The organism is Bacteroides xylanisolvens (genome assembly GCF_018289135.1).
GTDB classification, from domain to species: domain Bacteria; phylum Bacteroidota; class Bacteroidia; order Bacteroidales; family Bacteroidaceae; genus Bacteroides; species Bacteroides xylanisolvens.
On record NZ_CP072216.1, the window covers coordinates 1,276,850 to 1,296,854 of the forward strand.

Sequence of the window (20,005 nt, forward strand, 5' to 3'; positions counted from 1 at the left end):
CCGCTCTTTTGCGGGCAAAGGAGCGGTCGATTTCATTCAGATGATCGTTCAATATTTAAAACTTCGTCGGATCTATCTCTGCATATTTAATTCGTTGACGGCGCCATGTATAAATGGCATGCAGCTTCCCGTCTTTCCCCTGAATAATGCTAGGGTAAGAGTATTGGCTGATCGGACTATCTTCTAATGTAAGAACAGGCTGCCAATTGATACCATCTTCTGAAACGGCCACACAGAGCGGAGTACGCGGACCTTTCGGAGTTCCGGGCAATGTAGAGAAATTATTGTAGATAAGGATATGTCTACCGTCTTTCATTGTCACGGCATCCGTACCGGAATTATTATTCGGGACATCCAGCAACGTAACTTTACTCCATGTGTCACCATTATCACTGCTCCACGCAGTTGCTACCTGTGCGTTACGTGTACGACAGAGTATCTGTAATCTTCCATCCTTATGCTTCAAAATACTGGGTTGTATTGCATAAACAGGTTTGGCTCCTTCTCCTTCGATCGCTTCTCCGCCTTCCTGGTCATCCACATTCACACCTCCCTTTTTACGATTTTGGGTGGGGACAGATAACTCGGCATCCAGTGGTCCGACCATCTTCCAGGTCTTGCCTTTATCATCGGAAATCTCGAAATGGACACGCCATCCGTTACTTCCTTCCGTACTGGAAGGGCAGATGATACGCCCATTGATATATTCCGGTTTATTCTTAATAGGTCCAAGAAAACCTTTCGGAAGCGCTTCGCGTTTGCTCCAGGTTTTTCCTCCGTCGCGTGAACGGACAAGCCATCCTGTCCAGTCGCTCACTTTCAAACCTATTTTATAAAACAGAATCAGGTCACCTCCGGGAATCTGGAAAAGAACTGGGTTCCAGCAAGCTTTTCTGCGGGCAATAAGTGTTCCTTTTGCATCTTTCACCGGGGTACAGGTTGAATCGATTCCAGCTAATACTGCTTGTGAGTCTTTGAGTGAAAACACACCGTCGGCAGCAAGTTTGGGGGCGGTCCATTCTTTAGAGCCTTTAGGTTTACGACATACCCAGATGCAACAATCCGGATTGCGCTCTTTGGTTCCTCCGAAGAAAGAGGCTACGAGATCACCATTTTTCAGCTCTACTATCGTAGCTCCGTGACATTCGGGGAAAGAAGCGTTTTCGTACAGAAATTCATCAGTCAGAATAGCCGTATTCCGGGTGGGAATGTCTACACTGAAATGATATTTTCCTGATCCGATTTTTTCTTTCCGTCCATCCGGAAGATGTACTTCCCCCGTCGTATTGGCGGGAAGTTCGATATCCCATTCCAAATGTGTGGGAGTCTTTGTCCATCGGCTGGTTATTTTTCCGTAGATACTTATGTACGATGCATCCACGTTACTCAACTCCTGAATTTCAAAAGCCGGCTGGAAGACGATATGCTTGTAACCGGACTTCCAGCGGTCCGCACGGATACCTGCCAAGTTATTGAAGCACCACGGTAATAAATCACCTAAAAGCATCACGTGATTACCGCTATTCATTTCAGGATTTGCCGTATCACCGTTCCATAACTCCCAAATAGTGGTAGCACCTTTTTCAACCATATATCCCCAGGAAGGATATGTTTTATTGGTAGCCAGTAGATAAGCTACATTGGCATGGCCGCGACGGCTCAATTCACGCAATAACCATTGTACGCCGATCACTCCGGTACTTATATGTCCCTTGTTGGTTGTAATAATGGAAGTTACGGCATTTTTAGCTACTTCATTGATATAGTTCTTTGGCACTAGACCAAAAGCAAGTGGCAAGATATTGGCAGTAACTGTGTTGTTACCATAGAAAATACTATCCGGATATAAGGTATGTCCCGGTACGGGAGAGGTACCTTCCTTTACGTGAAGAAAACGGGCATTGAATGCGTCTTTCATGCGATGTTCCAAATCTTCCCATTCTTCTGCGTCAGCTTTCAGCCCTTGCAGGCTTGCAAAGCGGTGCATCAGTTGTAATACTTTCAGATAATAAGCGGTTGCGATCAGAGCTCCGTCAGTCTTGCGGGAAGGGTCCTTGCTATGAATTAACTCCAGTGATTCGGGTGGAACGCACCAGTCACCATATTTATCTTTGGTGATGATAAGATCCTCTGTCATGTAGTATTCACGGATATGAGATACCCACTTCTTGATAGCCGGATAATTCTCTTCGATCGGACGTTTATCTCCAAAGTTTGTGAAAAGCATGTCGCAGGCCATTGGTAAAGCGGCAGGCCAAGTCACATTGTCCGAGTAGTAGTTCCAGTATGCTGGGGCTACATCAGGAATACAGCCGTCTTCCCGTTGTGCTTCACGGATGTCACGCGTCCATTTGGTATACATGGCGTAATTATCGAAAAGCATGCTTTCTCCCCAACAGCCCATGGTACGGTCACCCAACCATGGTTGGCGTTCATTCCGTTGCGGACAGTCAACCGGCATCCCTTTATAGTTGCTCCGGATTCCCCAAAATGCATTACGGATAATCTTATTCAGAGTTTCGTCAGAACAGTTGAAAGTACCGATATGCTCCATTTCATCTTCTACTACTTCGGCAACGAAATCTTCTGCCTTCGCATTCGGATAACCGCTGACTTCTACATAACGGAATCCATGATAAATAAAACGAGGTGCCCAGGTAGCATCTTTTGTTTCGCGTCCGCTGACAACATATACATCTGTAGAACGGGCATCCCTGAAGTTTCTTGTATAAAGTTCGCCATTGTCTTGCAGACTTTCTGCAAAACGGAGACGGATGCTATCGCCAGCCTGTCCTTTTATCCGGAAACGTACCCAGCCCGCCATATTCTGACCGATATCCAGGATATATTTGTTACCAAGCTTTTTAATAGAAACGGGCTTCAGGGTTTCTGTAACTTTCATGCCCGGCATCATTTGTGCGCGCAATGTTCCTGAAGGAATACTGACACGTTGGGCCGGCATCCAGTTTTTGTCATCATATCCGGTTTGAGTCCAGGCTCCTAGCTCTTTACGGGCATCATATTCTTCGCCATCATATTCATTATTGCTACGGATAGGACCTTCAGTAGTCAATTTCCATGAAGTGTTTGTAGCAATCGTTTCTTTGCTGCCGTCTGCATATTCCACAATCAGATTCAACCGGAGTTTAGGATAACCGAAAGTCGGTATCTTATACGGTTTATAGTTCTGACGCATCGTATAGAAGCGACCATTTCCGAGAGTTACTCCAATAGCATTTTCTGTTTGAAGCAGTGAAGTAACATCGTATGTGTTGTACAGAATTGTTTTCCGGTAGTCGGTAGGAGCAGGTGCCAGTACTTGATTGCCGATGCGTTGTCCGTTGATAAACAACTCGTACAATCCCATTCCGGCGATATGTACTGTGGCACGTTTCACACTTTTCTTTACTGCAAACTCTTTACGGAGATAACGGGCTGCCAAACGGCTCCATCGTGTTTCGCTGTCTCCGGGAGCGGCCCTGTCCAAGCCGATCCATTGTCCTTGCCAGTCCGCTTCATTAAATAGTCCGGTGATCCAGAAAGCCGGAACACTCCAATTCGTTGCACCTTTGTTGGTGTCTATTTTCACTTTCCAATAGTAGGGAGCATTACATTTTAATGTTTTTCCCTGATAAGTGATCCATTGGGAAGCGTCAGATTCAATCTTTCCTGAATCCCAAATATCTCCTTTTCCTTGTTCCAATAGCTCCGGGGAAGATGCGACAAGAATGTGATACGCAGTTTGTATCACATTCTGTTCATCCGATTCGATGCGCCAGCTCAATCGGGGTTGGCGCACATCGATACCTGCCGGATTTTTCAACTGCTCCGTTCGCAGGTCAGTGATACCTATGGCTGCGTATAGTGAACCTGCAAAGAGCAGAAGAAAGAAAAATGATACTATTCTTTTATTCATAAGTATGTTTTCATAATTCGTTTATATAATAAAATTAGGCACGGATTGCACGGATTAACGCTGTTGTTTTACCTATCTGTCATTCTGAAAACCGTAAAATCCGTGTAATCTGTGCCTAATAATACAAAATTATTTAGCCCATTTTTGTTGTGCATTTGGTAATTCTGTCCAGGCCTTCTCCACATAGTTCTTACTACTATCCACTACAATCAGAATATGATCGTTTCCACTGCAATAACCACTGTCGTGCTGGAATTTGTGCACTCCGTTATCAAATTCTCCGATGTATTCCAGTTTACCATCTTTCGTGGTGTACCACCAGGCATTCTTTTTTGCGCCGCTAATCTTGCTGAAATCAACTTCCATCGGACGTCCGGTATAGTTGTATACCATCAGATAATCATTTCCACGTGTAGCGATAGCGCGGTCATAACGTTCTCCATTCTGTCCTGTGATGATAGACTGATCGGGTATGCGTTCAAAGAACGGGAAAGTCAACATCAGGTTTTTCAGATACTTCATCTGATTGTAGCCCGGATCATTCAAAGCATCATACCAAGGCTTCTTTGCACCATAAGCACCACCTACACCCGGTTTGATAAATTGCATGATGGAATTATGACCGTAAGTATGTCCGAAAGAACCTGCAAATACAGACCAATAAGCATAACGACGTACGTCATAATCCTTCCACAACAGTTCGTTTTCATCGTGCAGACCATGAGGTATTTCTTCATAGATCGGTTCACCGTCAATCACAGGCTTCATGGGTTTCATGGCCAGGCTGCGTTCTACAAAACGCCAGTTATCCTCTTCCGTATTTTCTTCGATAGGGTAGTCACCATCTCCGAAACGTTGTCCATAGCGACGATGTCCGCTTTGAAACATGTTGAAATCCAACCAAGGAGCATTATTGAACCAAGTTGCGGAAGTTGTTCTTCCACGTGGATGGAATGTCATCAGGTGATTTTTGTCGATAGCTTTGATAGAGGTTGCCAAAGCTTCCCATTCAGCAGTTTTCACGTCGCCACGGATATCTCCACCAATAAACCAGATAATATTCGGTTCGTCCTTATAACGCTCTGCCAAAAACTTGCCGTATGCTTTTGCCTGTTCTACAGTCATCTCGCCCCGGTTCACCGGGCTTCCCCAAATGCAGACCATGCCGATATATTGTCCCTTCTTTGCTGCTGTACGGATGATGTAATCCATGTGATCCCAATAACCGTATACGCCTTTTTGATTGATGTTTTTGAAGTTGTATCCGTCAATCATCGAATATTGTCCGTAGATATTCATAGACGGAACATTGTTCAACGTTTGAACCTGAATCACGTTGTATCCGCGACGTTTGCATTGTTCCAGGTAATATTCGGCTTCATCCCGGTTCAAGCGTTCGGGCAATAGCCAACCGGTTTCTCCTAACCAAAAGAAAGGAGCACCGTTTTCGTGTTTCAGGTAACGTCCCTCTTCGGAAACTATGAGTTTGCCGTTGTCCCAGGGGATATACGTCTTTTGTGTTTTCTTCTGTGCTGCAGCCGAAGTTGCCATTGTCAATAGCAGCAACAAAAGGGGAATAATCTTGAATTTTCTCATTGTATTTTATCGTTTTTAGTTTATTTTTTAGTCATTTTCTCATACTCAATAGCAGCCAAGATGAATGAACCTACCGATTTCGGATCATTTTCTATAATCGGTTCACTGATATAATACTCAAATGAGCCGTCACGATATCTTTTTGAATCTCCGCCCAATCCTGCAACAGCACAGCAATTGGTAATTGTATAGCTGCCATCCTCTTCCAAACGGGTAAATGTCTTTACCATTCCGTCAAAGGCTTTTTGTGTCGGTTCGATATATTCGTTGCCAATATATCCTTTATTGATAGCTTTGGCAAGCGTATAGATAAACAGGGCAGTGGCAGATGATTCCAAATAATTACCTTCACGTGCTCCCTGATCGGTTACCTGATACCAGGTTCCGGATGAAGGATCTTGGTATTTCACAATCGCTTTTGCCAATCCCTGCAGAATTTGTATAATGCTGTCGCGTCCGGCTGTTTCCTGTGGCAGGAAGTCCAGTACATCTACAATAGCAGCTCCATACCATCCGATACTGCGACTCCAAAAATTAGGAGAGCAACCTGTTTCAGGATTTGACCATTTCTGTTCGCGACTTTCATCCCATCCGTGATAAAAAAGCCCTGTTGCAGGATCATAAGTCTTGCTATTTATCAAAAGAATCTGTTTTGTTGCTTCGTCAAATAAAGCGGGCTCATTAAAAGTAGCACCATATTGAACCAGATAAGGAGAAGCCATAAAAATTCCGTCCAGCCACATTTGATGAGGATATCTCAATTTATGCCAGAATCCTCCCTCACTGGTACGGGGTTGCTCTGCCATTTGCTTACGCAAAGTATCCATGGCTATTTTGTAGCGTTCGTCTCCAGTCTGTGCGTAAAGATCGAAAAGAATCTTTCCACCGTTGACATTATCAATATTGAATGAAAGATATTTCATGGTTTTGATATGTCCGTCAGCATCGATCAGACTATCTGCATATATCTTGGCATACTCATAATATACGCTGTCCCCGGTATGTTTCCATTCTTCCAACATGGATTTCACTACTAATCCGTGGGTATATCCCCAGCGTGGTTTTTTAGCTTTTTCAATCATCCAGGGTTCGGGGAAACGTTTCATTTCGGAGCGTGCCATGCGTTCACTCCATTTTTCCGTTTCTGTTTTTTGAGGTGCTGCGCAAGCTAGGAAACAAGCAGTTCCACAGGCGACAATCAGTTTCAATAAGTTTTTGTTCATATCGGTCGAGTTATTATTTTCCAATCAATACATATTCTTTTCCTGCTTTGGTAGGTAGGTCATAGAGGTATGTCTCTGCAATTTCCACTTTGTTCAAGTTGGCCTTTTCGTTAATCAATGGCTCCGGAATGGTGGGGACTGCATAAAGAGGGTTCGGATTTTCACCTTTGGCACGCTTCAAGCCATTCCCGGTTAATGGATTGAGCGAACGTAGACGACAATTTCCTCCCTTATGAGATTTGACAACCAGCCGGCTGACTCTCCCGTTTTTCCAACTCAAATCAAGTTCGAAACCTCCACGGGCAATAATTCCTTTGATAGAACCTTCTGTCCAAACGGTAGGCAGCGCAGGAAGCAAATATATAAAACCATCGTAACTTTGCATCAACATCTCTGCAATACCCGCGGCACAACCAAAGTTTCCATCAATCTGAAATGGTGGGTGCGCATCGAACAGGTTAGGGTAGGTGCCTCCTTTTTTCTTTTCATTGCGTACGAGAGTCAGCTGGTCAGTTATCAGCTTGTAGGCGTGGTCGCCATCAAGCAGGCGTGCCCAAAGGCAAACTTTCCATCCCATGCTCCACCCGGTCGACGGGTCGCCACGATGAATCAGAGAAGTACGTGCTGCATCAAATAGTTCAGGAGTACGGTAAGGGGAAATCTGATTGCTGGGGAAGAGTCCGTACAAATGAGAAATGTGACGGTGTACGTCCTTCGGATCATCCCAGTCGAACATCCACTCTTGTAATTGCCCCCAATGTCCCACCTGCATGGGAGCCATTTCTTTGAGACGTTGTGTCAGATGAGAGGCAAACTCCTGATCTGTATCCAGTATTTGAGAAGCAGATATAATTGCTGTCCAAAGATCGAAAATCAATTGGTTGTCCATGGTGCATCCGGCAGCTGTAGTAGCTTTCCCGTTACTTCCCGAATGTACATTCTCCGGTGAATTACTGGGGCAGACTACCAGCCAGTTGTGTACGGGTTCTTTCACCATAATTTCATCAAAGAAACGTCCGGACTCTTTCAGTATCGGATAGACAGAACGCAGGAATTCCACATCTCCGGTGTATAGATAACGCTCCCAAAGATGTCGGCAAAGCCATGCGCCACCACTGGGCCACATACCCGAAGGAGCTTTGTCAACTGCTCCTGTAATACGCCATATATCCGTGTTATGATGCAACACCCATCCGTTGGCTCCATACATAATCTTAGCCGTCTCTTTACCTGTGTCACTCACTTCTTTTATCAGACGGAATAACGGTTCATTCAGTTCACTTAGATTCGTTACTTCCGAAGGCCAGTAATTCATTTCCAAATTGATGTTACAAGTATATTTGCTATCCCAGGAAGGGAATAATTTGTCATTCCAAATTCCTTGTAAATTGGCGGGTTGTCCTCCCGGTTGGGAAGAACAGATCAACAAATAACGTCCGAATTGAAAATAGGTGGCAACCAGATGTGTGTCATTGGTGTTTTTGAAATTCTCCACACGCTTATCGGTGGTTACATTCGCATATTGGTCTCGTCCCAAATCAAGAGAAACGCGTGTCAGATATTGTCGGTAAAAATCAACATGATTCTTCTTCGATTCAATGAACGGATGAACCATTGCTTTCGCCAAATAATTCTTTGCCCGCTCTGTCTGATTACCGGTGATGTCTTGATAGTTGTTGAAATTAGTTGCAATGGATACATAGATAACCGCTTCGTCGGCTTTCTCAACAGAAAGTATTCCATCGGCACAAGCTATTTTCCCACCTTTATTTTTAGCAGTCAATCTGCCTTGAAATTCTACTTTTCCTTTCAATCCTTCATGCAAGGAAGAGACTCCCGAGAGTGTCACACAGTTTCCCTCTTCAGAAGCGATCATAACATCCTGGTGAGGGGAAGTGAGTTGTGCATTGAAAGTAATTTGTCCGGGACGATTGGCGGTCAGTCGTACCATTACTACCTGATCGGTAAATGAAGTAATCGTTTCGCGTTGATACTGCACTCCGTCTACTTCATAACGTACGATTGCACGTGCGGAATCCAGACTTAATTCCCTGTAATAATTGGAATAACGTGTATGACCTGGAAAAGCGATTCGCAGGTCACCAAAACTTTGGTATGGCATTCCTGAATTAGTCTTTGCCATCACCTTCTCTGTGGCCAGTGTCTGTGCTTCAAGATATTTTCCGGCAAAGACCAGCTCACGCACTTTCGGAATATATTCCAGTGCATCCGGATTGGCGTTATTATTGGGACGTCCCGCCCAAATGCTTTCTTCGTTTAGTTGTATTTGTTCTGTGCCTGGTGTTCCATATACCATGGCCCCCAAACGACCATTCCCAAGGGGTAATGCCTCGGTCCATACCTGTGCGGGACAGTCGTACCATAGCTTGTATTCGGGTACAGAAGACTTCTGTTCCTGCGCCTGAATACAACCAACAGACATCGTGACGAACAGATATCCGATTAATCTCTTTTTATTCATTTCCTTCCAATTGCTTTTATACTTTTATAAAAGGACGATTGAAAGGGATTTTTGTACCCACTATGCAGGCAGTAAGAAAGGGAGAAGACTAAAAATAAGTTAGCAAACTTAAATGCAGTTCTAAAGCCATTAAAATAGATGAATTTCGACAAACAAACAGATATACTGATTGTTGTCACATTGAATCATTCGTTTTTTTATTCACCTAAAAAATACAGATTATGGCAAAGAATTCTCCCGATGAAGGAAAAAACATCAAAATGGTAGAAAAGCAGGCGGTTGAAGCCTCTATGATTAACCTCAAAGAGTACCGGGCAAAAAGGCAATTCGGTAAAACACCGGAACCGATGGCGGATACGGTGGAAACTCCCAATCGAATGCCTGTTTTTGTTGTTCAGAAGCATGATGCCAGTCATTTTCATTTCGATTTTCGTTTGGAAGTGGATGGAGTATTAAAAAGTTGGGTGGTGCCTAAAGGACCTTCCATGAATCCAAAAGATAAGAGGTTGGCCATAGAAGTAGAAGACCACCCCTTGAGTTATGCGCACTTTGAAGGAGTTATACCGGAAGGTAACTATGGAGCAGGTACGGTGGAAATATGGGATAGTGGAACCTATGCTTACGTTGGTAATAATCGTAACATTTCCGCTGCTATTAAAAATGGAATACTTGAATTCAAGTTACACGGGCATAAACTCAAAGGGCTATTTGTCCTTATACATACCAATATGGATGATCAGGATAAAGACTGGTTGTTGATAAAGAAAGACGATGTATTTGCGGCCACTCACGTTTACGATGCAAAGATTATTCCGTCTTATGATGAGGTATTCCTGTAAACTATGATCTGACAGTACTTATCAGAAGTCTATTATTTTCAAATTATATACGCGGCTTGATAATTCTACTTATTTCATTATTTTAATGATTAAGTGGAACTATATGTTCGTGTGGTTGTATTGTTTTGTGATAAAATATTTTACAATTACTATGTTTTACCAAATGAAATGATGATTTTAGAATCTATCCCTTGAGATTTCGGTAACAAACGATATTGTTACCACTTTTGATAGAAAATACCCATTGTTTTTGTTAGAATCCACCTCATATGTGGATGTTGAAAAGTTTATACTTGTGCCGGATTTAGACACGTTAAAAGGTCATCAAACGTGTTTTGCTGAAAATGTAAGTATTAATCAAATCCTATATAAGTATGAATGATTGTTACCTGAGTTTATTATTAAACTTTCGCGCTTTACTTTCTATAGATAGTGGAGCCAATTTAGTAAACAGTAAACAAGCTATTGGCGTAATTTTGCCTGATTTGTCATTGCTTGGTTATGCAGTTCCTGTAGAGAGTTTCGGCATTGGGCTATTTATTGTTTTGTTTGCGTATCTTGCGGTAGAGTATAATGTTCAGTTGTTGTCACATGAAAAACTTAAGATAGCTATGAACATGCTCCATACTACGTATACCCCGTTGATATTGTTACGAAATCAATTGGAAGAACTTAAAACCGGTAATCTTCCCGAATCGCTTTCCCAACAAGTAGAAGAGGCATTGGGATATACCGAATACATCATATATTGCAATCAGAATATTGTAACCCTCAATAAGGTAAACAAAAAAATACTTCCTAAGACATCAACGGCAAATTTGGAACTCTCTTCTTATATTACTTCTATTGTCAATCAATGTCGACCTTATGCTGATTCGCGCCGTATACAACTGACTGTCAGCGAATGTTCGGATTGCGTCAGTTGCAGAATCAATGAAAACATTATGACGGCAGCGCTTCAGCATCTTATAAGCAAACTAATTTTGGGTTCCGATTTAGGTTGTTGCATATCAATCAATATAACACATACAACAGATTCCTGGCAGTTGCAGATTACTAATTGTGAGATAGCAGACAAAAGAGTAGGGAAAATGTTTCCTTTTATTCCGGTCATATTTCCTATATATGGGTATAGTGATTTGTGGACTGTAAGAAAAATCATTCGCCTGCATGGTGGAAAAATAAACGGATATAGACATGGCAAATCATTTGCTTTCCAAATTGTCATTCCAACAGATTGTCATTGCCGGAATCAGGAATGTTCGGTTATCAAACATTCTTCAACAAATACGAAGAATAAGGCTAAAAAATCTTCTGAAAGTGATAAAGATGATACCCCGAATGCTAAAACAAAAGATACATCCCATATCTTATTGGTAATGGCGGACGGGGCATTCAGGAATTATTTAAGGAAAGCTTTATCGCGGTATTTTCAGATTTCAGTTTTGAAAGATCCTGATTTGCTGAAGGATACAGTAGTCCGCCAAAATCCTGATGCTATCATTATTGACGATAATGTAAACGGAACAAATGGAGATGCACTTAGTTTCCGGATCAAAACAGATAAAATGATAGGGTATATACCGGTTGTCCTTTTGATAAGGGCCTTTGATAACGAAAGTTATTTGTCCCATTTAGGAAGTGGGGCGGATCGTCTGGAATTACGAACAGAAAGCATTTGCAGGCTAAGGGCAAACATACGTATGCTTGTAGAAAACCGCATGGTTTTGCGTGAACGGGTCAAATTGTTTTTGTCAGATGCTGTTTTTCCAATGGTCCCCACCAAAGAAGAAATGGAAACAGAAAATACGGATCAGATATTTATGGATAAAGTCAATAAAATCCTGGAAAAGAACCTCTCTACTGATAAATATACAATAGATAAATTAAGTATTGATATAGGAATGAGCCGTACTGCTTTTTATAGCAGGATACGAGAGATAACCGGGAATCCTCCGGAAAATTATATCTATTCGTTCAAAATGGACAGGGCACTTAAACTGCTAGCCTCCCAACAGTACACTGTTTCGGAAATTGCAGGAATGCTGGGATATTGTGATGCTAAATATTTTGGAAAGAAGTTCAAAGACTTCTATCATGTATGTCCTACGGATTACATTAAAAGTATTATAGGGTAAAAGAATATATAGTACATATTTTCAGTTTAAATGATATAAACTAAAATATGTACTATGTTCATTTTCTATCATCTTGCTTCACTATCACCTCTAAAACAGATAAAGTCTTTTTTATCAAATATTTTAAAGGTATTCTAGATTTTGGATGTTATTCATTTAGAAGATTTATTATCTTCTCCTTTTACTTCTAGAAGTTTTTTCGTTAATTTGTATCGCATAACAAGAATAATAGAACAAACGTATAAGTAATAAAGAAAAGCTATGGAGCAACAAAGTTTTTGCAATATCAGTTTATCTGATCCCTTTTTTAATTCTTTAAAGGAAGATTATCCCGAATTTTCTAAGTGGTATAATAAGAAAAAGAAAGATAATGCAAAGGCTTTTATTCAAAAGAATAATGAAGGGATGTTGCAAGCTTTTCTATATTTAAAACAGGAATTAGAAGATATAACAGATGTATGTCCGCCAATGCCTGCAGCTAATAGACTAAAAGTTGGAACTTTTAAAATAGAAGCTCATAATACTAAGTTGGGAGAACAATTTGTAAAAAAAATAGTGGTAGCTGCTCTTCATATTGATGCGGATGAAATATATGTGACGATATACAGGAAACATGAAGGGCTTATAAGGTTGTTAAAGAGATATGGATTCCTTGTATATGGAACTAAAGGTCATGAGGATGAACCGGAGTTTGTATTTGTAAAGTCTATGAAAGTATATTCAGGAGATTTGTTGTATGATTATCCTTATATTCATACTTCAAAAGTACGAAAGTTTATTCTATCAATAAAACCTGAATATCATACTCCGCTCTTTCCTGATTCAATTTTAGATAATGAGGAACGTGATAAATCTTTTCTTGTGCGAGACATTGCTTACACAAATAGCATACATAAGATTTATTTGTGTAAAATGAGGAATATTGATCAATTGTCAAGAGGAGATATTCTTTTAATCTATCGAATGAAAGACGAAAAAGGGGCTGCATATTATCGTAGTGTTGTGTCTTCTATCTGTATTGTAGAAGAAATAAAAAAGGCTTCTGATTTTAAATCTACAGAGGAATTTATCAAATATGCAAACGCTTATAGTATATTTAATGAAAATGAGCTACGGAAATGGTATACAGAATATGGGATGACTCTTATAAAAATGACTTATAATATTGCATTTGATAGAAGAGTTACCCGTGGTGAACTTATTGAACAGGTCGGCCTTTCGGCTGGTGACTATTGGGGATTTATGCAAATAAATGATGAACAATTTAAGAATATAATATCAAGAGGAAAAATAAATGAAAGTCTTATTATCGATTAAACCTGAATTTGTACAGGAAATTTTTACAGGAAAGAAAAAATATGAATATAGAAAAGTTATTTTCACAAGGAGTGTAGATAAAGTAGTGGTCTATTCAACAAAGCCTGTTGGGATGATTGTTGGGGAATTTACAGTAGAGAATATTCTAAATGATACCCCTAGTACACTATGGGACCAGACTCATAAGGATTCAGGTATCACTAAGGATTTTTTTGACCAATACTTTGAAGGTCGTACACATGGGTATGCCTTGAAAATCAGTTCTCCACGTCTTTATGAAGAACCAATTAATCCATTCGAATTATTTAAGGCTTTTGCTGCTCCCCAATCGTTTAAGTATATTGATCCAAATGAGTCTGCTCTCCTATTTTCGAACTACTAAATTTAACCAGGATTGTCTTTTTAGATAATCCTGGTTTGCCTATTCTGTTATTTTATTTTAATACTCCCATCAATATCCCTTGGACGTTTACTTTTTAATAAGTAGCAGTATGAGTTATCTTCAGGAATTGCTATATAATGAGAAGTGTTTTTATCAAGTAACGCTGGGTCTTTTATCAGTTGTATTTTCCAATTTGGCATATTATGGGGTGGAACAAAATTTTCAATAATATCTCTTAGAGAATTATCTATTAGTTTTAATACCAATTCTTTGAAGTATAGTTTACAATCGCTATAAATATAATATTCAAGCTCCCTAAATTTATCAATTAAACATCTCTTATTTGCATTGCTAACGTACCAAAAAGACCACCAATATTCATAGTACTCATATTTTCCATTAACCCCTATTGTTAATAATGCTCTTCTTATGTCATTAGAAATGTCAGTTTCTTTAGAGAAATATCTATTTATGACATTAGAAGGGATATTTTCCGACATTCTACGTTTTCATTTACAGACTTGCACTTCAGGTCTGACTTCGTTCTAACGACAAGGAAAGATCCTGTAAGATTAATCCAATAAAGTTCCTTGCATGAGTCATACGCTCTATATGTATGCATTCGGCTCATGATTAATCTCGATTTTGATTGGCAGATACAAGCGTAGTTTTGGCTATGAGTTCACGCCCCAACCCCAAAATGATAACGCTTTCTTTGATGTGTTTCCAAAGCTAAAATCAAGTAACGGAGACTTTCACGATTATTGAGTTGACCGAACATTTTTGCAAATAACAGGTTCCAGCAAATATATCTATAATGTCACGCAAACATTCTACATATTGGGGATCAAAGATAGTACCATATTCATCTCGTGTAGGTATACCCAACATCTGCAATGTTCGATAATTTTTATTAGAATTGAGTATACCGTCAAAATCGAGAAAAAGATATTTATTTTTCATTAGATAACGATGTTTCTACAAATGATACTATTTGTTCTATCTTCTCAAGTGGATTTTGGCTTGTCAATTTTGCAAATGAAAGATGCATTCTATTTTCGTATTTTTGTATATCATATGCTCGCTGGAATCCAAACGAATTTTCCATTTTGTTGAAAAAAGATTTCATGCTTTCTTTACTCATGCCTTTGGTCCCACAGTTAACAAATAGATGTACGGCTTCATTTTTGTTACTATTAATAACAAGCCGTACAGCACCATTACACAGTGAAATACCGTTCTTACCTTTTATTGCTACCACCTGATACCCTTTTTGATTTTTCAAATGGTTGAAAACTTCATCTGCGATCTTTTGTCTCTGCTCTTGCCTTTTAGCTCTTTCCATATTAGGTATATGTTTGCTTAAGGTTGATCTTGCATCAGAGATAGCATTTTCCACGCCTGTTGGTATCAACGTATTCTGTTTGAACTTCATCCGATACCTTATATACTTGGGTTTATTCTTTGCATAACGCATGAGATAAAGTGGATGCGTAAAATTATTGTGTTGGAATATAGGGTCAAGATATTTCATTCCACACTTATTAATAGCGGCATTGAAAAACTGTTCAGCCTTTTGGTTATATCTTTTATGCCAAGCCAAATTTCCAAAGCCAAGGTAGACTGGAGGAACAAGGTGCTCTATGTCGTAATTGGTCACATTTTCTTCATCTGCAAAACGAAATGTATTGCTGGTTGCTTCTGAATATACCAAAGCCTTACTTAAATCTGCTTCTTTGATATAGAAGAGATTAAAAATTTGTATCACACCGTTCAAATCTTCACGGCTTGGCAGATCATAGTAGAAAGCAAAGAGATCGCCTACACAGTCAATTGTGGTATCACTACCAAATTCATACCACTTGTCTTTACTTTCGTCAAAGTGCCGGAGTTGTCTTAACGTTTCGGCATCGTCAATTGCTTGGTGGGTGGGGGATTTAAATTTGGCACCACCTGGATTTTTCATTACCACTGATCCGATAACCTCCCATGAATTACCATATTGTAACAATGTCCTCCATCGAAAACCTATAGCAGTGTTCTCATCCATTAGATAGAAGTGAGTGTATACTTTCATTATTATTTATTTTATAAGAATTAAAATGCAATCTTTGGTACTAACTATCAACACTTAAATGACTTTCATTAATCGTTTTCATATATTTTCCACATATCCTTAATACAGCCATGAAGTTGATGACGAAGTGATTGGGGTTCTAATACTTCAATCATTGCGCCAACTTTTAGTAACTCCATACAGAAGTCGTATGTCGGTCGAAGATGCAATTCGAAATCTGCATATTCATCAGAAGTGTATATTTCCCGTTGTGAAGGGTGAAGTGGAAGTGTGCGAAGATAATGTTGATGATATCTGTCAGCACGTAACACGATTTTTTCTTCCTTAATATCCTTATCAAGCACAATTCCAAAGAAAGAAGCGAAATAGGATTTAGCATCAAAGTCCTTTGGCAAAGTGAAGCATGTATCGGTCACACTGGCGCTCTCTATTCTGTCCATAGCGTACAGTCGTATTTCATCATCATTGATACTATGGGTCAATATATACCATCGTTTCTGGAACATCTTCAAACAATAAGGCTCGATAGGAAAGGTGCAGGCATGATGCCGCTGGAAGCCTTTGTAAGTCAGCTCTATTATCTTATTATCTCGCATGGCCCCGATTATGTCTTTTAAGAAATCTTTACTTGAGGGGATTTCTTCTACGAGAATTCTATTTTTTAGTGTAATACTTTGTGATAGGGTATTGATAGTGGAGAATGAATCGAGCAACCATTTGTTTAGTTCGCCTTCTCTTAACACTTCAGGATTATATATGAAGTATTTGTAACCCGCTTTCAGATTACAATCGATAATTATCCCAAATATATCTAAAATACCTGTTTTCCAGCGGTCGAATGTTTGGCGCGATATAGATGAGCCGCCACTCATTTCCGTGTCCATCCATTTCTCACTGAGTTCTTTTAATGAGATTTGACGGGTCCGGTAAATGGTTTCTATGACCCAAATATATTTTTGTATGAGTGACATAAATTGTAGTTTCTCGGATTGTTACATAGGCAAACCTTTATCTTCTATCTCTTCTATGATTTGTCTGATTTTGGAGATAATCCAATTTGAGACCTCTCCTATGCGTATTGGTAAGTAGCTACTGGTGGAATGCCAATCGGTGTATAGAATCCATTCCCATCCATAAGGCCAGTACGTATTACTACATTCTGAAAAACATGATAATTGCCGTATTGGTAATTCTTTAGCCCCCAGCAGTGAACTTTGTGAAATACCGATATAAAGGTTCTTCCAATCCGAATCTCTTCCATCATCTCTTGTAATGACTATGTAATGGGACCATTGGGGCATTTTGAATTTTAGAGCCGGACTTTCGTCTCCTTCTTTGATGAGCTTAAATTCCATCCCCATTTTAACTGCGAATTCTTTTAACGGTTTAAAAATGAATTCTGTTCTTAATTTGCTACTTATTTCAGCTCTGTTATCCATCAAGGCAACTACTGCTTCCATATTATTGATGGCTAAATCTACGATTTTATCACTACTATCTTTATTCATATCTTGTCCTGTGATTTGTTTAATAAGTGTAATATATTGGGAAATTGTCTCTCGTACCAGAGGTTTGTCGTATGCTAACATCACACACTTTGATAACCAATTTAGGATATGTCCTTTGTACGAGATACAGTGATAGTCAATCTCATTGTCTCCTAATGAATCTTTGCTTGCCTCATGACCATCAAGTGTAAGATAAATCAACTTAAAGCCTTTCGGAAAACGTTGTTTACCATAGTTATTGTATCGCAGTAATTGATGGTATTGATCAATAGCATATATTTTATTCTCAATGATAATAGCATATTCACCATCTTCCAAGATTATATCGATCCGTCCACCAGTAGTTTCTGTCCGCTCACCAATATATCGTTCGACTATATTGGTATTGCAATTAGATATATAATCTCGTTTTAAGCCAATGGCTGCAAGAAATTCTTTAAGCATAGCATCTTTTAGGCCATGATTTCCGTCAGGATTTAACAATTCTGCAAGGAATGCGGAATGCAATCTAACTTCGTTAGACCGTAATCCAAGAGTGTTGAAAACGTTAAAACAATCGCCTTTTCGCTGCTTATGCTTCATTCGCTCTTGCTCAATAAGGCAAATCTTGCTTATTTCCATTAAAAGATCATTCAATTCCATATTTAAACTATTTTGTTAATACAAAAATACGAAAAGATTGCCTCGTTTTCTATATTATAATTTTGATTTAATTGATATTTATATAACGTTGAAATATTTTCAACGTTTATAGCTACTGGTAGCTTTAGCAAGACAATTTTTCCTCTTTGTTCACGTAGTGAATAATTATTGTGAAACAATCTCAAAAGCCAATTCTTTCATCCGTCTTTTTACGATGGAATACCATAAATATGAATTTTGCAAGTTGTTGGTGGGTATTCTATCAACATATTTTTCAAGAAAGTCGATAGTATAGAGTGACGCATCATCATAATATCGATTGATTATTTCACTCCAATCCCATAAATCGATAAACTTGTCAATAAGATAATAGTTCAACTTTAGATCAGTATTACTTGAAAGTTCTGACCAATCCCAATAATTTTTAAAATGCTCAATACATTCCTCATGAAAAAGGATTTTATTACTTGTGTTAGACAAGGCTTTCCAAGCTACATCGTTAAGGACCTTAGCCATAAACTCATTTGATACTTTTTTTATTGCCATACTACTTTTGTTTTGATTATTAATGAAGTTTGGTGCAAAAGTAAAAGCAGGGTGTCTCATTTTATGTGACACCCTATAAAAGAATCACCTATTTTTCTCCTCCTTCACCATCTTTCTCCACCTCTGAAATGCCCTCATCAAACTTTCTTCTTCCACTAACCCTACCATATTATAATGTTCGACAAAAGTTTCCATTGATTTTTTGAACATGATGCCGTGGCAGTATTTATTTTCCAGTAGAAATTCATAAAGTTCGGCCCTCATTTCTACTTCCATTGCTTTTTCAATGATAAGTGCACTGTTATGACCTATATAATTATATACATTTGGATTTTTGCCGTTTCTGGGATGGGGGAGGGTGAAGGTAATATTTCCGGTTTCGTGCCATGAGGCGTTGGGAGGGTGGGGAATGGATAGCTGGTGGAGAAAGTGGTAGATGGGCTGGGTGTCGAGAAGATGGATCGCGGAAAGTGAGGAAGAAGAGCGGTCTGGAGGTACGTCGAGGTGATTTTTGTAGCGCATGTACATGTAAGCCGCTAGATAGGGCTTGATCTGAAAAGTAACTGTAACCATTGTTTTTAGATTTGATTTGTAAAATATTTATCAGTGGAGTACCGTGTTTGATATTGGTATCCGTTTTCTTTTGTTGAAAATTTTACTTAAAAAGAAAGGCCGGGAGAACGCTTTTGTAATGATTTGCTTTTCAGATAGTTACATAAGTGGGTTTTGGTTTTAAACCAACGGGTCGTTCCTTTTAAAGGAACGACCCGTTGCACACCGAGAAACACCTCGTTGGTTTTAATGCAACGAGGTGCTCCTTAAAATCAAGAGATAAAGCTAGAATAAATCTCTCGAAATTTTGAAATCATAAAATAACTTGTTTGTTTTTGATGTAAATAAATAGTACTGTTGTATATTTACTTGTTTTTATCTATATAAAGAAATATACAGAGTGTCATATATGAAGAAATTTTAGATGAAGTCTATTTAACATAGTTTAAATGAGCCTCTTTTATATTTCTGATTTTATTTTATGTTTGAGGGAGATTTAAAATATAATTATAATGTAACTGAAAAGTAGAATAGGAAGGAAATCCAAGTAAAATGGCTAATAGTAGCTCCATAAAACGAAAAAGCACTAAGTTCTATCAGAACTTAGTGCTTTTTTATATTCTATTCTTATTAAAATAAATATATAGTTCTTAAAATACAAATTATATCTCTTTTTCGGATTGTATTTATTAACAGTTCCGGTTTGGTATTATATAATGGAACAAAAGTATATATTCTTTTTGCAAAAAACAACGAAAAGACATATTTTTTTTATGGAATAGTCATC

Annotated in this window: 15 protein-coding genes; 4 read left to right on the plus strand and 11 right to left on the minus strand. The window is 39.1% G+C overall.

Features of this window, described 5'->3' with window-relative positions:
- Positions 1-55: 55 nt before the first annotated feature.
- The 4 genes from INE92_RS05365 to INE92_RS05380 form a co-directional block, all read right to left on the minus strand.
- The gene (locus INE92_RS05365) at positions 56-3,916 is read right to left on the minus strand and encodes a family 78 glycoside hydrolase catalytic domain (protein WP_195435699.1); all 3,861 of its coding nucleotides are present in this window, start codon (positions 3,914-3,916) and stop codon (positions 56-58) included.
- A 129-nt stretch (positions 3,917-4,045) separates the two neighbouring features.
- Complete coding sequence (locus INE92_RS05370) at positions 4,046-5,512, minus strand: glycoside hydrolase family 140 protein (RefSeq protein WP_008775763.1); 1,467 nt, start codon at positions 5,510-5,512, stop codon at positions 4,046-4,048.
- Between the two features lie 20 nt (positions 5,513-5,532).
- Positions 5,533-6,735, minus strand: a complete 1,203-nt coding sequence (locus INE92_RS05375) for a glycoside hydrolase family 88/105 protein (protein WP_008771002.1) — start codon at positions 6,733-6,735, stop codon at positions 5,533-5,535.
- A gap of 13 nt (positions 6,736-6,748) precedes the next feature.
- Positions 6,749-9,217, minus strand: coding sequence for a glycoside hydrolase family 95 protein (locus tag INE92_RS05380; RefSeq protein ID WP_015531194.1), 2,469 nt, complete (start codon positions 9,215-9,217; stop codon positions 6,749-6,751).
- Between the two features lie 221 nt (positions 9,218-9,438).
- On the opposite strand from INE92_RS05380, the gene INE92_RS05385 reads away from it, so the two are divergent.
- From INE92_RS05385 to INE92_RS05400, 4 genes are all read left to right on the plus strand, one after another.
- Positions 9,439-10,056, plus strand: a complete 618-nt coding sequence (locus INE92_RS05385) for a DNA polymerase ligase N-terminal domain-containing protein (protein WP_004308227.1) — start codon at positions 9,439-9,441, stop codon at positions 10,054-10,056.
- Between the two features lie 374 nt (positions 10,057-10,430).
- Positions 10,431-12,194 (plus strand): response regulator transcription factor, encoded by a 1,764-nt coding sequence (locus INE92_RS05390; protein WP_134993444.1) that lies wholly within the window; start codon positions 10,431-10,433, stop codon positions 12,192-12,194.
- Between the two features lie 261 nt (positions 12,195-12,455).
- Positions 12,456-13,511: a hypothetical protein gene (locus INE92_RS05395; RefSeq protein WP_015531193.1), complete on the plus strand. Its 1,056-nt coding sequence runs from the start codon at positions 12,456-12,458 to the stop codon at positions 13,509-13,511.
- Positions 13,489-13,893: an ASCH domain-containing protein gene (locus INE92_RS05400; RefSeq protein ID WP_015531192.1), complete on the plus strand. Its 405-nt coding sequence runs from the start codon at positions 13,489-13,491 to the stop codon at positions 13,891-13,893. Before INE92_RS05395 ends, INE92_RS05400 begins: the two co-directional genes overlap by 23 nt.
- 47 nt (positions 13,894-13,940) lie before the next feature.
- Here INE92_RS05400 and INE92_RS05405 read toward each other — a convergent pair whose 3' ends face one another.
- The 7 genes from INE92_RS05405 to INE92_RS05435 all read right to left on the minus strand — a co-directional run bounded on the left by INE92_RS05405 (position 13,941) and on the right by INE92_RS05435 (position 19,239).
- Positions 13,941-14,393, minus strand: a complete 453-nt coding sequence (locus INE92_RS05405; protein ID WP_015531191.1) for a hypothetical protein — start codon at positions 14,391-14,393, stop codon at positions 13,941-13,943.
- Positions 14,394-14,575: 182 nt separating this feature from the next.
- The gene (locus tag INE92_RS27235; protein WP_229096887.1) at positions 14,576-14,674 is read right to left on the minus strand and encodes a DUF4372 domain-containing protein; all 99 of its coding nucleotides are present in this window, start codon (positions 14,672-14,674) and stop codon (positions 14,576-14,578) included.
- Between the two features lie 171 nt (positions 14,675-14,845).
- Positions 14,846-15,970 (minus strand): hypothetical protein, encoded by a 1,125-nt coding sequence (locus INE92_RS05415; RefSeq protein WP_015531189.1) that lies wholly within the window; start codon positions 15,968-15,970, stop codon positions 14,846-14,848.
- 68 nt (positions 15,971-16,038) lie between these two features.
- Entirely contained in the window at positions 16,039-16,941 is a 903-nt protein-coding gene (locus tag INE92_RS05420) for a helix-turn-helix transcriptional regulator (RefSeq protein ID WP_015531188.1), read from the minus strand.
- Positions 16,942-16,962: 21 nt separating this feature from the next.
- A complete protein-coding gene (locus INE92_RS05425; protein ID WP_015531187.1) occupies positions 16,963-18,120 on the minus strand; it encodes a PDDEXK-like family protein in 1,158 nt (385 codons plus the stop codon).
- A 165-nt stretch (positions 18,121-18,285) separates the two neighbouring features.
- Positions 18,286-18,666 carry a hypothetical protein gene (locus INE92_RS05430; protein WP_149944647.1) on the minus strand — a complete coding sequence of 127 codons (381 nt, stop codon included), beginning with the start codon at positions 18,664-18,666 and terminating at the stop codon, positions 18,286-18,288.
- A gap of 84 nt (positions 18,667-18,750) precedes the next feature.
- Positions 18,751-19,239, minus strand: coding sequence for a hypothetical protein (locus tag INE92_RS05435; RefSeq protein ID WP_149944646.1), 489 nt, complete (start codon positions 19,237-19,239; stop codon positions 18,751-18,753).
- Positions 19,240-20,005 lie beyond the last annotated feature (766 nt).